General features: G+C 73.8%; 13 protein-coding genes. 3 read left to right on the top strand and 10 right to left on the bottom strand.

Going from position 1 to position 14,374, the window contains the following annotated elements:
• Positions 1–131: 131 nt before the first annotated feature.
• From dnaG to dusB, 3 genes are all read right to left on the bottom strand, one after another.
• Positions 132–2,039, bottom strand: coding sequence for a DNA primase (gene dnaG / locus JOE43_RS10020; protein WP_209517446.1), 1,908 nt, complete (start codon positions 2,037–2,039; stop codon positions 132–134).
• Between the two features lie 112 nt (positions 2,040–2,151).
• A complete protein-coding gene (locus JOE43_RS10015) occupies positions 2,152–3,423 on the bottom strand; it encodes a deoxyguanosinetriphosphate triphosphohydrolase (protein WP_056054268.1) in 1,272 nt (423 codons plus the stop codon).
• A 107-nt stretch (positions 3,424–3,530) separates the two neighbouring features.
• Positions 3,531–4,688: a tRNA dihydrouridine synthase DusB gene (gene dusB / locus JOE43_RS10010; RefSeq protein ID WP_056054265.1), complete on the bottom strand. Its 1,158-nt coding sequence runs from the start codon at positions 4,686–4,688 to the stop codon at positions 3,531–3,533.
• Positions 4,689–4,703: 15 nt separating this feature from the next.
• On the opposite strand from dusB, the gene JOE43_RS10005 reads away from it, so the two are divergent.
• A complete protein-coding gene (locus tag JOE43_RS10005; protein WP_209517443.1) occupies positions 4,704–5,264 on the top strand; it encodes an aminoacyl-tRNA deacylase in 561 nt (186 codons plus the stop codon).
• A 67-nt stretch (positions 5,265–5,331) separates the two neighbouring features.
• Here the strand turns inward: JOE43_RS10005 and JOE43_RS10000 are convergent, their stop codons facing one another.
• From JOE43_RS10000 to JOE43_RS09980, 5 genes are all read right to left on the bottom strand, one after another.
• Positions 5,332–5,496 (bottom strand): hypothetical protein, encoded by a 165-nt coding sequence (locus JOE43_RS10000; protein WP_167259043.1) that lies wholly within the window; start codon positions 5,494–5,496, stop codon positions 5,332–5,334.
• Entirely contained in the window at positions 5,493–6,209 is a 717-nt protein-coding gene (locus JOE43_RS09995) for a DsbA family oxidoreductase (RefSeq protein WP_307803316.1), read from the bottom strand. The genes JOE43_RS10000 and JOE43_RS09995 overlap by 4 nt, the downstream gene beginning before the upstream one ends.
• Entirely contained in the window at positions 6,206–7,162 is a 957-nt protein-coding gene (locus tag JOE43_RS09990; RefSeq protein ID WP_209517440.1) for a hypothetical protein, read from the bottom strand. The genes JOE43_RS09995 and JOE43_RS09990 overlap by 4 nt, the downstream gene beginning before the upstream one ends.
• A 1,099-nt stretch (positions 7,163–8,261) precedes the next feature.
• Entirely contained in the window at positions 8,262–9,647 is a 1,386-nt protein-coding gene (locus JOE43_RS09985; protein ID WP_056054249.1) for a glycine--tRNA ligase, read from the bottom strand.
• A gap of 127 nt (positions 9,648–9,774) precedes the next feature.
• Positions 9,775–10,863, bottom strand: coding sequence for an aminotransferase class V-fold PLP-dependent enzyme (locus tag JOE43_RS09980; RefSeq protein ID WP_209517438.1), 1,089 nt, complete (start codon positions 10,861–10,863; stop codon positions 9,775–9,777).
• Between the two features lie 81 nt (positions 10,864–10,944).
• On the opposite strand from JOE43_RS09980, the gene JOE43_RS09975 reads away from it, so the two are divergent.
• Entirely contained in the window at positions 10,945–11,934 is a 990-nt protein-coding gene (locus tag JOE43_RS09975) for a LysR family transcriptional regulator (protein ID WP_209517436.1), read from the top strand.
• A 59-nt stretch (positions 11,935–11,993) separates the two neighbouring features.
• Positions 11,994–12,665, top strand: coding sequence for a hypothetical protein (locus JOE43_RS09970; RefSeq protein WP_209517434.1), 672 nt, complete (start codon positions 11,994–11,996; stop codon positions 12,663–12,665).
• Between the two features lie 3 nt (positions 12,666–12,668).
• Here the strand turns inward: JOE43_RS09970 and JOE43_RS09965 are convergent, their stop codons facing one another.
• Positions 12,669–13,469: an isoprenyl transferase gene (locus JOE43_RS09965; protein WP_209517432.1), complete on the bottom strand. Its 801-nt coding sequence runs from the start codon at positions 13,467–13,469 to the stop codon at positions 12,669–12,671.
• On the bottom strand, positions 13,466–14,344 hold the full coding sequence (gene recO, locus JOE43_RS09960) for a DNA repair protein RecO (protein WP_209517430.1): 879 nt from the start codon (positions 14,342–14,344) through the stop codon (positions 13,466–13,468). Before recO ends, JOE43_RS09965 begins: the two co-directional genes overlap by 4 nt.
• Between the last annotated feature and the right edge of the window lie 30 nt (positions 14,345–14,374).

Genomic DNA, 14,374 nt, shown 5'->3' with positions numbered 1-14,374 from the left:
GCAACGAACCTTGCCGCGTGGTCTGGTCGTAGCGGCAGCTCGTGTATGCGCTTCCAGGCACCGCGTGTCGCGTCGGATCGCGGGCCGTCGGTGGCCGCCCCGGGCGTCGGTGGCCGGCTCCGGCGGTGGCGCTACTCGGCGCGGACGGCGCGCCGCTCGGCCTCGACCTCGACGAGCCGCCGCTGCAGCTCACGGTGGCGCTCGGGCTCGGCCTTCACGTCGGTGCGCTGGAACTGCCCCATCAGGTCCGCCTTCTGCCGGAGGAGGTCGCGCTCCACCAAGGAGGAGACGATGCCGCGGCAGTAGGTGGTGATCTCGCGCCCCTCGCGCTCCGGCAACGGCGCGACGGCGAGCTCCTTCGCGAGGCCCGCGTAGTACTCGGGTGTCTGGTCGAGCACCACGTCGAGCCACCGCGGGTCGCCGAAGCTGTCGAGGCTCACCGCGACGGCGTCCTTCACCACGTCGAACGACGCCGTCGCGAGCGTCGCCCGCGTCGCTCGCTGGATGAGCTCGAGGCCCACGGCGGCGGGCTGCTGCAGGATCGCCATCAGCGCGTCCCGCTCGAGACGGGTGGTCAGGTCGCCGGGCAGCGTCATCAGGCTGGGGCCCGCGGGCTCCTCGGGCAGCGGCGGGAGGCTGGTGATGGACTGGCGCCCGTCGGAGACGCTCTTCGGCTGGGCCCGCTCGAGGGCGGCCACGGCACCGGAGGCGCGGCGCGCCTCCTCGACGCTGGTCGCGACCTCCCCCGGGTCGAGCCCCAGCCAGCCCGCGAGCGAGCGGACGTAGCCCTGGGTCATCGACCGGTCGCGGATGCCCGCCACGACGGGAGCCGCGGCGCGCAGGGCCGTGACCCGCCCCTCCACCGTCTCCAGGTCGTGGGCGTCGAGCACGCGTCGGATCATGAACTCGAACATGGGCCGCTTGGTGTCGACGAGACGGCGGACCGCGTCGTCGCCGCGGTTGAGCCGCAGGTCGCACGGGTCGAGCCCGTCAGGCGCGACGGCCACGAAGGTCTGCGCCGAGAACCGGCTCTCCTCCGCGAAGGCCCGGGAGGCGGCCCGCTGACCGGCCTCGTCCGGGTCGAAGGTGAAGACCACCTCCCCGGCCGTCGACGTGTCGGCTCCGCCGACGTCGCCGAGCATGGGTCGCAGCAGCTTGATGTGGTCGACGCCGAACGAGGTGCCGCAGGTGGCGACGGCCGTCGTGACGCCCGCCAGGTGGCAGGCCATGACGTCGGTGTAGCCCTCGACGATGACGACCTGCTTGCCCTTCGCGATGTCGCGGCGAGCGAGATCGAGCCCGTAGAGCACCTGCGACTTGTGGTAAACGGGCGTCTCGGGCGTGTTGAGGTACTTGGGGCCCTTGTCGTCGTCGAGCAGGCGGCGGGCGCCGAAGCCGATCGTCGAGCCGGTGACGTCGCGGATCGGCCACACCAGCCGGCCCCGGAACCTGTCGTAGGGGCTGCGGTCGCCCTGGCTGAGCAGGCCCGCCGTCACGAGCTCCTCGTCGGTGAAGCGGAGGCCCTTGAGGTGCGAGCGGAGGGCGTCGAACGACTTCGGGGCGAAGCCGACCCCGAAGCGCTCGGCCGCGGCGGGGTCGAAGCCCCGCTCGCCGAGGAAGCGCCGGGCGGGGTCGGCGTCAGCGGCCGTCAGGTGCTCGACGAAGAACTCTCGAGCCGCCTCGTTCGCCGCCAGCAGCCGCGCCCGGTTGCCGTGGTCGCTCGCCTGGCCCCCGTCCTCGTAGTGCAGGGCGAAGCCGATGCGGCCGGCGAGGCGCTCCACCGCCTCCTGGAAGGTGGTGTGGTCCATCTTCATGACGAAGCTGTAGACGTCGCCGTCCTCGCCGCAGCCGAAGCAGTGGTACCGGCCGACCTGCGGCCGCACGTGGAAGCTCGGGCTGCGCTCGTCGTGGAACGGGCAGAGGCCCTTGAGGCTGCCGACGCCGGCGCCCTTCAGCGTGACGTGGTCGCCGACGACGTCGGCGATGTTGGTGCGCGAGCGCACCTCGTCGATGTCGTCCCGCTTGATCAGCCCTGCCACGGATCGATCCTAGGTCGGGCGTCCGTCACGGGGGCTGTGCCCCGGAGGCCCGTGTGCTCGGGGGCGGCGCGGCGGGGGTCGGTGCGGGGACGGGCGGCGTCGCGCGTGGCCGTCACCGGGAGCCGACGAGGCGGTCGTGCCAGGCCATGGCGCTCTGGTCGGTGAGCGACGCGACCTGGTCGACGACCACGCGGCGTCGGGCGGCGTCGTCGGAGGCGCTGGCCCAGTCGGCCGCGAAGCCCGCGTCGAGCTCGGAGTCGCCCCGCTGCCAGAGGGACTCCGCGAGGGTCGTCAGCACCTCGCGTTGACGCTCGTAGATCGGCTGTCGCGCGCCCTGGGTCATGACGAACGCGGCGGTGATCCCCTTCAGCACCGCGATCTCGCCGATGACGTCGGGTGAGATGACCATGCTGGCGCGGAACCGGATGAGCGACTCCTCCGCGTACGACTCCCGGGTCGACTGCGTGGCCGAGCCCGCGAAGCGGCCGATCAGCTGGCTGGTGAGGTTCTTCAGCCGGGCCTGGTCGAGCCGGCCGCCGTCGTACGACCGCAGCCAGAAGGGCTGGCGGCGCAGCCGCTCGAACGCCTCCACCAGCTCGTCCCGGCTGAGCTCGCCGCCGACCCACGCGTGCATGGCCGTCACGAGGTCGTCGTGCCCGTCGAGCGAGCCGAGGCTCGAGACGTCGACGTAGCCGTTCACCACGGCGTCCTCGAAGTCGTGCACGGAGTAGGCGATGTCGTCGGAGAGGTCCATGACCTGGGCCTCGATGCAGCGACGTCGACGAGGTGCCCCGGCGCGCAGCCACTCGAACGCGGCCGTGTCGTCGTCGTAGAAGCCGAACTTCATGCGACCACCGGGGTCGGGAACGCCCTGCGCGGCAGGCCACGGGTACTTGCAGCTGGCGTCGAGGCTGGCACGGGTCAGGTTGAGGCCGAAGCTGCGACCGGTCGCGTCGATGACCTTGGGCTCGATGCGCGTGAGCAGGCGCAGCGTCTGCGCGTTGCCCTCGAAGCCGCCGATGTCGCGCGACCACTCGTTGAGGGCCCGCTCCCCGTTGTGCCCGAAGGGCGGGTGCCCGAGGTCGTGGGCCAGGCACGCCGTGTCGACGACGTCGGGGTCGAGGCCCAGGCTCGTCGCGAGCTCCCGGCCGACCTGCGCGACCTCGAGCGAGTGCGTGAGCCGGTTGCGCGCGAAGTCGAGCCCCGCGGTGGGGCTCAGCACCTGCGTCTTGGCCGCGAGGCGGCGGAGCGCGCTCGAGTGCAGCAGCCTCGCCCGGTCACGGGCGAAGTCGCTCCGTCGGTTCGAGTGCTGCTCGGGCAGCCACCGCTCGGAGTCGGCGGGGTCGTAGGCGACGCTCACGGCGTGCGGGGACGCAGCGGTCACCGGTCACCTCTCGGTTCGGGGCAGGCAGGAAGGCGGGCGGAGTCGCGGGCGGGCACGACAGGACGGGTGCGGGCCGGCAGGTGCGGGGCGACGCGGATCGACACGCCTCAGCCGCCGCTGTGGTGCAGCTCGGCAGCGGCCAGCTCGGCCTTGAAGGCGACGTCGAGCTCGCGGCTCTCGAGCCAGCGGTCGGGCAGTGACGGCCGCTTCGGGCTGCCGGCTCGGCCGCGGGGGCCCTCGGCGGCCTCGCCCGGGTACTCCTGCGAGCCGTCGAGGGTCGACAGCAGGTCGTCCATCTGCTGGAGGGACTCGACCGCTGCCAGGCTGGCACGGGTCTCGCCGCCGACGGGGTACCCCTTGAAGTACCAGGCGACGTGCTTGCGGATGTCGCGGCACGCGTGCGGCTCGTCGCCGTCGTAGAACTCGACGAGCAGCTCGGCGTGACGCCGGAAGGCGGCGGCGACCTCGCCGAGCGTGGGCTCGGCCTTGGCGTCCTCGCCGCGGAAGGCCGCCGCGAGGTCGCCGAAGAGCCACGGTCGCCCGAGGCACCCCCGGCCGACGACGACGCCGTCGCAGCCGGTCTCGTCGACCATGCGCAGGGCGTCCGCCGCCGACCAGATGTCGCCGTTGCCCAGCACGGGCACGCTGCTGATGGTCTCCTTCAGGGTGGCGATGGCCGACCAGTCGGCCGTGCCGGAGTAGAACTCGGAGGCGGTGCGCGCGTGGAGCGCGATGCTCGCGACGCCCGCGCCCTCGGCCGCCCGACCGGCCTCGAGGTAGGTCAGGTGGTCGGCGTCGATGCCCTTCCGCATCTTCACCGTGACCGGGACGTCGCCGGCGGCGCGCACGGCACGCTCGACGATCTCGCGGAACAGGCCGAGCTTCCAGGGGAGTGCTGCTCCCCCGCCCCGACGGGTCACCTTCGCCACCGGGCAGCCGAAGTTGAGGTCGATGTGGTCGGCGCGGTCCTCCGCCACGAGCATCGTGACCGCCTCGGCGACGGTGTTGGGCTCGACCCCGTAGAGCTGGATGCTGCGGAGCGTCTCGCTCTCGTGGTGCTGGATGAGCCGCATCGACTCGGGGGTGCGCTCGACCAGCGCGCGGCTCGTGATCATCTCGCTCACGTAGAGACCGGCGCCGTACTCGCGGCAGAGGCGGCGGTAGGCGGTGTTCGTGATGCCGGCCATCGGGGCGAGGACGACGGGCGAGGCCACGTCGATCGGTCCGATCGAGAGGCCGGGGGAAGGAAGGGTGGTGGTGGACATCGGTACGATTCTCCCATGAGCGACGAGGGCGCGACAGTCGGGTCGGCAGCGGGTGTGGACGGGTCGGAGGGGCGTGGAGTCGGGGAGGGACGGGGCGACGGGGGCTCCCCCGCAGCTCCCGGCGCCGACCGGGTGTCGGCCGCGGCCGACCGGCTGGGCCTCGCCGTCGAGGTCGTCGAGCGGCCCGCCGCGGAGAGCCTGGAGGAGGCCGCGGCCCTGCTCGGCCTCGATGCCTCGTCGGTGGTGAAGAGCCTCGTCGTCAAGCGGCACGACGGCACGTTCCTCTTCGCGCTCGTGCCGGGAGACCGACAGATCTCGTGGAGCAAGCTGCGTTCCGTGGTGGGGGTCAACAAGCTGTCGATGCCCTCGCCCGAGGTTGCCTTCGAGGCCACCGGCTACGAGCGCGGGACCATCACTCCGCTGGGCAGCTCGACCTCGTGGCCGGTCTTCGCCGACGAGCGGATCCTCGGCCTCCGCGTCGCCCTCGGGGCCGGGGTCCACGGCCGGAGCGCCCTCGTCGACGCCGACGCCCTCGTCGCGGGCCTGTCGGCGACCGTGGCGGACATCAGCGACTGAGGTCGGGCACCCGCCGTCGAGACGGGCTGCGGCGGGGGTCGCCGGGGCGTGCAGGTCGGGGGTCGCCTCAGATCTGGCGGCCCTCGTCGAGGGCCTCGACGACGGCTCGGGCGGGTGCCTGGCCGCTCGCGGTGGCCGCGTGCACGTCGGCGACGACGGCCGGCAGGAGGCACGAGTCGCCCTCGCAGGCCAGCGCGTCCGCGTCGCCCAGCATCGTGAAGGCGGCGCTCATCGGTCGACCCCGACGGCAGGGGCCGCCGCAGCCGCGCCGCGCTCGGCGACGACCTGCTGCAGCGCCCCGAGGAAGGTCTCCGGCGCCTGGGCGCCGCTGATGCCGTACTTGCCCTCGAGGACGAAGAAGGGGACCCCCGAGATGCCGTAGGCCTGGGCCTGCCGCTGGTCGTCGCGCACGTCGGCGAGGTGGGCGTCCGACTCCAGGGCTGCGACGACCTCATCGCGGTCGAGCCCGATCTCGGCGGCCAGGTCGGCGAGGTCCTCGACCCGGCCGACGTGACGCCCCTCCTCGAAGTAGGCCGAGAGGAGGCGCTCCTTCATGTCGAGCTGGCGCCCCCGGGCCTTCGCGAAGTGCAGCAGCTGGTGCGCCTTGACGGTGTTGGTGTGCTTCAGGGCGTCGAAGTCGTAGGCGAGCCCGACCTCGGCGGCGATCCCGGCGACGTTCTCGAGCATGCCCTGCACCTGGTCGGCCGGCATGCCCTTGTGCTTCGACAGGAAGTCGATCTCGTCGCCCTCGAAGTCGACGGGGGTGTCGGGCGAGAGCTCGAACGAGTGGTACTCCACGACGACGTCGCCGTCGAAACGCTTGACCGCGGCCTCGAACTTGCGCTTGCCGATGAAGCACCACGGGCAGGCGATGTCGCTCCAGACGTCGACGACGACGGGGTCGCGGGGGGCGGGGGCGAGGGAGGCGGGGGTCGAGTCGGTCACGCCTGGAGCCAAGTCCGGCCGCGCCCCCGGCATTCCCGGGACAGCCTCCAGGACCGTCTGCCCCGGGCAGCCAGGAGCCGTGGGAGCCCCGGCGCGGGCCGTCGGCTGGGGGCAGGGCCGCCCGCGGTGCTGATCATCGCGTCGACGGCGGCCTCGGTCTCGGCCCACCGGTGGCGCACGGCGAGGAAGCTCGCCCGGAGCGGCAGGTACCCGGCCCGGGCTGTCAGGCCGTCCTTCCACCTGTCGCGTTCGAACCGTCCCTCGTGGTGCTCTCGGCCGTCCGTCTCGAGACCGACGAGCCCGTCGACGGTCAGGTCGACCGCCTCCCCCAGGGGGCCCACGACCACCTGCCGAGCCACCCGTCGACCTCGGAGGCGGAGGCGCGTGCCCACGACGCTCTCGATGATGCTCTGGGCACCCTCGTCGCTCCACGCCGCGAGTCCTGCCGCGTCGCGCCGGTGTGCGCCGAGCACGGGCTCGACGTCGACCCGGTCGACCACCGCGGCCCGTCGAGCCCAGTCGGCCAAGGCGACGGCGACCTCGAACGAGCCGGCCTCGACCACGGCTCGCGCCAGTGCGTCGTGCACGTGGACGACGGCGGTCGTGCCGCGGGCCGACACGGCGGGGCCGTCCCAGACCACCCTCGTGCCTGGCCTGCGGCGGAGCCGTGACGCCGTACGCGGCACGGAGACGACGACCTGGGACGGCGGCCGCCACGCCCAGGCTCCCTCGAGGTCCAGCGCCGACGCCCCCGCGAGGCGGCCCCCCACGCTGACCGCGACGAACCGCGGGTCGGTCGGACGCCACGTCGAGTACCACCCCCTGCGGGGCCGGAGCACTCCCCCGTGGCGGACGGCGGCGGTGAGGTGACGGTCGGACGCACCGTGCGCGACCAGGTCACGCTTGTGCAGCAGTCCGCCGGCGTCGTGCACCAGCTCTCGGATCGTCGTCATGGTCCGATCCTGCTGCTCCGCGAGGGCAGGCCCACGACGGCGCCCGCCCTCCCGTGGACAGGACTCCCCCTGCGGCCGCTGGGGAGGAGGCGTCCCGCACCGGCGCACCTGCCCCACCGCGCCTCCCGTCCCCGCACGCGCTCCCCGCGCCTCCCCCTCACACGCTCCGCCGCGCCTCCCGTCCCCGCCCGCGCCGCCCGCGCCTCCCCCTCCCGCGCTCTCCGCGCCTCCCCCTCGCGCCGTCTCGCTCTCCGCTCTCCCCCACCCCACTCGCTCACCAGCCCACCGTCGGCAACTCCTGCTCCCTGCGGCGGGACGCGCCTCGACGCCCCCGCCGACGTCGACCGGCAGGAGTTGCCGACGGCGCCTCCGCCGACGGCGTCGCCGCCGGTCGCGCAGCCGGTGACGCCACCGCCTCAGCCTGCGGTCGCTCTGGGGCCGGTCGGCAACTCCTGCGTGCTGTCGTGGGCCGAGGCGCCGAGCGCGCGGTGACGACACCCGGCAGGAGTTGCCGTCGACGCCCGGGTCGACGCGGGCAGCACCCTCCGCCATGCTCGCAGGCCTCCACCTCCCTGGGACCGGTCGGCAACTCCTGCGCGCTGTCGCGGGCCGAGCCGCGGAGCGCGCGCCGGAGACACAGGGCAGGAGTTCCCGACCTGAGCACCCGGGGCACCGGCGGCGAACGGTGGGGAGACGCCCAGGGGGGGGAGGCGGGGGTCGGCGCCCAGCCGCACCAGGCGGAGACGGGGCGCGGCGGAGTACCCGGACGCCTCCTGACCGGCGTCGACGGTCCGCTGCCGCTCACGCCGCGCGGCGGTCGGCTCGTCCTGTACGCCGCGGGCCGGGACGGCTGGGCCGCCGCGTCGTGACACCGAGCAGGAGTCGTCGACCACGCGCGGAGGACGCGCTGCGGGCCGGGGACGAGGGCGGCCCTCTGCACGGACTTCGGGGCCGTCACGAGCGACGACACCGCCGGTGCAGGCCGCAGGCTCGGACTCGGGGGCGCGCCCCAGGCCAGGATGCGGCGCAGGCGCAGATCACGACGGAGAGAGGGCCCCGACAGCACGCGCTGTCGGGGCCCTCTCGGCGTGCCGGAGGCCTACGCGCCGAGCAGCTGCTCCGCCAGGTAGCCGCGGAGCGCCGAGAGCGGCATGCGCTCCTGGGCCATCGTGTCGCGCTCGCGCACCGTGACCGCGTCGTCGTCGAGGGAGTCGAAGTCGACCGTGACGCAGAACGGCGTGCCGATCTCGTCCTGGCGACGGTAGCGGCGGCCGATCGCGCCGGCGTCGTCGAAGTCGATGTTCCAGTACTTCCGCAGGTCGGCGGCGAGGCCCCGCGCGAGCGGAGACAGCTGCTCGTTGCGGCTCAGGGGCAGCACGGCCACCTTGATCGGCGCGAGGCGGCGGTCGAGCTTCAGGACGGTGCGCTTGTCGACGCCGCCCTTCGCGTTCGGCGCCTCGTCCTCCGTGTAGGCGTCGACGAGGAAGGCCATCAGCGAGCGGGTGAGGCCCGCCGCGGGCTCGATGACGTAGGGCGTCCAGCGCTCGTTCTTCGCCTGGTCGAAGTACGACAAGTCCTTGCCGGAGGCGGCGGCGTGCGTCTTGAGGTCGTAGTCGGTGCGGTTGGCCACGCCCTCGAGCTCGCCGAACTCGCCGCCCGCGAAGCGGAAGCGGTACTCGATGTCGACGGTGCGCTTCGAGTAGTGCGACAGCTTCTCGGCCGCGTGCTCGTAGAGGCGGAGGTTGTCGGGGTCGATGCCGAGGTCGACGTACCACTGGAAGCGCTGGTCGATCCAGTACTGGTGCCACTCTTCGTCGGTGCCGGGCTCGACGAAGAACTCCATCTCCATCTGCTCGAACTCGCGGGTGCGGAAGATGAAGTTGCCGGGCGTGATCTCGTTGCGGAAGCTCTTGCCGATCTGGCCGATGCCGAACGGGGGCTTGATGCGCGACGACTGGAGGATGTTGTCGAAGTTGGTGAAGATGCCCTGGGCCGTCTCGGGCCGCAGGTACGCCATGCCCTGCTCGTTGTCGACCGGGCCGAGGAAGGTCTTCAGCAGGCCGGAGAAGTTCTGCGGCTCCGTCCACGAGCCGGGCTGGCCGGTCTCCGGGTCGCGCACGTCGGCCAGGCCGTTCTCCGGCGGGTGGCCGTGCTTGGCCTCGTACGCCTCGAGCAGGTGGTCGGCGCGGTAGCGCTTGTGGGTGTGCAGCGACTCGACCAGCGGGTCGCTGAAGACCTCGACGTGGCCGGAGGCCTCCCACACCTGACGGGGCAGGATGACGGCGGAGTCGAGCCCGACCACGTCGTCACGGCCCTGCACCATGGTCTGCCACCACTGGCGCTTGATGTTCTCCTTCAGGGCCACGCCGAGGGGGCCGTAGTCCCACGCCGACCGCGATCCGCCGTAGATCTCTCCCGACTGGAAGACGAACCCTCGGCGCTTGGCCAGGGCGATGACGGAATCGAGACGGTTGGGTGCTGCCACGTGTGATGCTCCAGAGAGTCAGGCCGAGCTGGGTGCCCGGTGGGTCGAGGTACCCGGCAACTCTAGCCGCCGGGCCCCCGGCCCCGGAGGCCCCCGGCGCGGAGGGCCCGCGGCCGAGGTCGGAGCCTCAGGGCCGGAGCGCCCGGACGACGGCCTCGACGTCGTCGCCGTCGTTCCACAGGTGGAAGGCCACGCGCGCCCGCCCGGCGCGCCCCGAGACGGTCAGGCCGGCCGCGGTCATCGCGGCGACGTCGCGCCCCTCCGCGTCGGGCCAGGTGACGATCGCCTGCCCCTGCTCGGCGATGCCGAGACGCCGGCACAGCTCGTCGCCGAGCCCGCTCGCGTGGGCCCAGGCCTCCGCGACGTCGAGCCGGGAGAAGGCGTCGAGGGCGGGCAGGGCGCCGGCCCACGCCTGCCAGGCCGGCGACACGTCGAACGCCCGGGCGTCGCTCGCGAGGTGCATCTCGGGCCCGTAGCAGGACGACCACACCGACTCCCCCGCGTACCACCCGGCCTGGACGGGCCGGAGCTCGGCGAGGGCCCGCGTCGAGAACGTCGCCAGGGCCGCGCCGCGGGGGCTGCAGAGCCACTTGTAGGCGTGGCAGACCGTCACGTCGACGGTCGCGGCGTCGACCGGCAGCACGCCGGCGGCCTGGGTCAGGTCACAGACGGTGAGGCTGCCGTGCCGGGCCGCGGCCGCCACCACCGCGGCGTGGTCGGCGACCTCCCCCGTGGCCGACTGCACGGCCGACCAGGCCACCACGGCGGTCCGCTCCGCCACGCTCTCCGCGAGCTCGGCCAGCGGCACGCTCCTCACCGTGACGCCCCGGTGCGCCTGCGCCACGAACGGGAACACCATCGAGCTGAAGTCGCCGTCGACGCAGAGCACCTCGGCGCCGTCGGGGACGGCCGCGGCGACCACCGAGACCATCACCGACGTCTGGGAGCCGATCGCGACGGCCGACGTCGGGACGCCGACCGACCGGGCCCACGCGGCCCGCGACTCCTCGACGACCGCCCCGTAGTCGACGGGCGACCGGCGGCCCGTCCGCCAGGCCTCCTGGTCACGCTGCTGGGCCTCCAGCGTCGCCGCCGTCGGCAGGCCCATCGTGCACGCCGCGAGGTAGCCGGTGCCGCGGGCGAACTGCCCCGCGAGGTCCGCGACGGAGAGCGGGGCGCCGGTCGGGGCCGGGAGGGTGCGGGCGGGTGCGGTCATGCCTCCAGGGTGACGACCCGCCTCCGTCACGACAACCGCCAGCTCCGCGCTCGATCCATAACCGAGAGTTATGGTCGAGCCATGAACGACGACGTCGACCTGCAGACCCTCCGTGTCGTACGGGCCCTGGCCGAGACGGGCACCATCACCGCGGCCGCTGCCCGCCTCGGCTACAGCCAACCCGCCGTCAGCCAGCACCTGAGACGCGCGGAGGCGCGGGTCGGCCACCCGCTGGTGCTGCGGTCGGGCCGCGGGGTCGCCCTCACCGAGGCCGGTCGCCGTCTGGCCGAGCACGCCGTGCACGTGCAGGCCGCGCTCGACGCCGCACGGCAGGAGCTCGACCACCTGGGCGGGGCGACGTCCGGCCGGGTGCGCCTCGCGGGCTTCCCCAGCGCCTCCTCGACCCTCGTGCCCGAGGTCCTCTCCGCGCTCCGCCGCAGCCGCCCCGGGCTCCGGGTGGACTACGTCGAGGCCGAACCGCCGGAGGCGCTGGCCCTGGTCAGGGACGGTCTCGCCGACGTCGCCCTCGTCTTCGGGCACGCCGGGGCCGGCGCGACCTCGCCGGCCCCGCTGCCGGACTCCCTGCGGGAGCACCCGGTCTTCGTCGACGACACCGTCCTCGTCGTGCCCCGCGCGCACGCGTTCGAGCCCGGGGGCGACTTCGGGTCGCTCGCGGCCGAGCGCTGGATCGGCGGGTGCCCGCGCTGTCGGGGCCACCTGCTCGCGTCGTGCGCGTCGGCGGGCTTCGAGCCCGAGATCGTGCTCGAGACCGACAACGCCCTCGCGGTGCTCGGCCTCGTCGCGTCGGGGCTCGGCGTCGCCCTCCTGCCGGGGCTCTCGCTGCAGGCCGCCGCGGTGCCGGACGGGGTCCGGGTCGTGCCCCTCCCCCGCGACATGGCGCGCGTGATCTCCGTGGTCCACCGACGCGGGGCCCGGCGGGTGCCGAGCGTGCGGCTGCTGGCCGAGGCCCTGCACGCGGTCGAGCCCGGGGCGCACGGGCTCCGCGGCGTGCTGGTGTCCGAGGCCGCTCCGGCCCCCGCTGCCCCCGCCGGGGTCGGGGGCCCCGGCTAGGCTGGCGATCCGCCCGCCGTGCCGCCCGCCCGGCGTCCCCTCCGAGAGGTGCCCGCCCCGTGTCGAGAAGAACGCTCGCCTCCGCCGCCGTGCTCGCCGTGGCCCTCCTGGGGCTGACCGGGTGCTACGCCGACCTCGACACGCTCCGCCCCGCCGACGGCTCGTCCGGGGCGTCGGGGTCCGACCCCGGGCAGGGCTCCTCCGGCGTCCCGCAGCCCCAGGTGACCGGCGCGCCGGGCACGGGCGGCGGCTCGGCGGCCGACGACCTCGTGCCCGGGGGCGCGCTGCTGAACCAGGTCAACTACAAGGACCTCACGATCTACGTCTACGGCGTCGGCGAGCTCACGACGACCGAGCCGTCGATCTTCGCGCGGCCGGACGGCACCGACCCCTACCCGGCGGGCACGACCGTCGAGGCGACCGTCTACGTGCTGTCGAACGCCTCGCAGCGCCGGCTCGACCTCACCGACCTCTCCGCCGACTACTCGTCGTACGGCAACGACCTCGCCCAGCAGGACACCTTCGCCGGGCAGGACCTCATCACGAGCCAGGGCTGGTCGACGGAGCTCGCGACGCAGTTCCCCGCCGACGCGACGTCGTGGTACCTGCTGCCCGGCGAGCAGGTCGTCTTCGGCAACGCCTGGTTCCACCGCCAGACCGACGGGCCGCTGACGCTGCAGTTCCTGTGGCCGGCCGAGCGCATCTTCCTCGGGGCCAACGTCCAGTTCTGAGGCTCAGGCGCCCTCACCGGGGGCGTCGACGGCCCCGCCGAAGCGGCGCGCCCGTCGGGCGTAGGTGGTGACGGCGCCCCAGAGGTCCTCGCGGGTGAAGTCGGGCCAGAGCGTGTCGAGGAAGACCATCTCGGCGTAGGCGGACTGCCAGAGCAGGAAGTTGCTCGTCCGCTGCTCGCCCGAGCTGCGGACGAACAGGTCGACGTCGGGCAGGTCGGCCGTGTAGAGGTGCTTCTGGATCAGCTTCTCGCTGACCCCCGACGGCTTGATGCGCCCGGCGGCGACGCCCTCGGCGATCTCACGGACGGCGTCGGCGATCTCGGTGCGGCCCCCGTAGTTGACGCACATCGTGAGGGTCAGCACGTCGTTGTCGCGGGTGAGCTGCTCGGCGAACTGCAGCTCCTTGATGACGGAGCCCCACAGCCGCGGCTTCCGACCCGCCCAGCGCACTCGGACGCCCCAGGCATTGAGCTGGTCGCGTCGACGGTGCAGCACCTCGCGGTTGAACCCCATCAGGAAGCGCACCTCGTCGGGCGAGCGCTTCCAGTTCTCGGTCGAGAAAGCGTAGACGCTGAGGTGCTTGACGCCCAGCTGGATCGCGCCCGCGACGACGTCGAGCAGGCTCGCCTCGCCGGCCTTGTGGCCCTCCACCCGGGTCAGGCCGCGGCCGTTGGCCCAGCGGCCGTTGCCGTCCATCACGATGGCGACGTGCTCGGGCACGGCCGCGGCGGGGAGCTCGGGCGGGTAGAGGCCCGTCCAGTCGAGGGGGCGGAAGTCGACGGCGTCGCGGTGGGTCTTCTTCACGGGGTCCCTCCGGGGGCGTGCGGGGTCGGGGTGGTCGGGTCGACGGCGGGCACAGGGACGGGCACGGGCACGGGCACGACGGTCGCCGCGAGTGCAGCCGCCTCGGCCGCGGCCGTCGCGCGGACCCCGGCCGAGAGCTGCGGTCGCCCCGGCTCACGGTCGAGGTGCTGCATCGACCGGAGGCCGCGCTCGAGGTGCCACTGCGTGTAGGCCGCGACGACGCCGCTGGCCTGGTTGCGCGTCGCCTCGCCCGCCGCCTCGGCGGTCGCCCAGTCGCCCGTCAGCAGCGCGCCCAGGAGGCCGAGCGCGTCGCGCGACAGGCGCGGAGCCCCGGGAGGCGCGTGCGAGTCCGCGACGACCCCGCCGAGCTGGACGACGAACGCCGAGTGCGGCCCGGGTGCACCCGTGACGGCGCAGTCCCCGAAGCTCGGGGACCAGCCAGCGACGCTGAGGGCCCGCAGGAGGTACGAGTCGAGCGTCAGCTGCGGCGCGTGCTCGTGCCGCGAGAGCGACCGCAGCGCCCCCACCAGCAGGAGGTACTGCTGGAGGCCGGCCTCCGCCTCCGTCAGCTTGTCGGCCGTCTCGACCATGACGCTGCCCGCGGTGTAGCTGGCGTAGTCGCTCGCGATCAGGGCGCCGTACGAGCCGAGCGACTCGGCCTGCTGCACGATGTCGAGCGAACGGCCCTCGTAGAGCTGCAGGTCGGCGACCATCATGGGCTCGAGACGGGCACCGAACTTCGACGCGGTGCGACGGACGCCCTTGGCGACGGCCCGGATCTTCCCGTGCTGGCGGCTGAGCATCGTGACGATGCGGTCTGCCTCACCCAGCTTGTGGGTGCGCAGCACGACGCATTCATCACGGTAGACGGGCACCGACCCATGATCCCACGCGTGGTACAAACG

This window comes from Frigoribacterium sp. PvP121 (assembly GCF_017833115.1).
Lineage (GTDB): Bacteria > Actinomycetota > Actinomycetes > Actinomycetales > Microbacteriaceae > Frigoribacterium > Frigoribacterium endophyticum.
The sequence above is the reverse complement of the archived record's forward strand: the minus strand, read 5'-3'. Positions and strand labels throughout refer to the sequence as shown.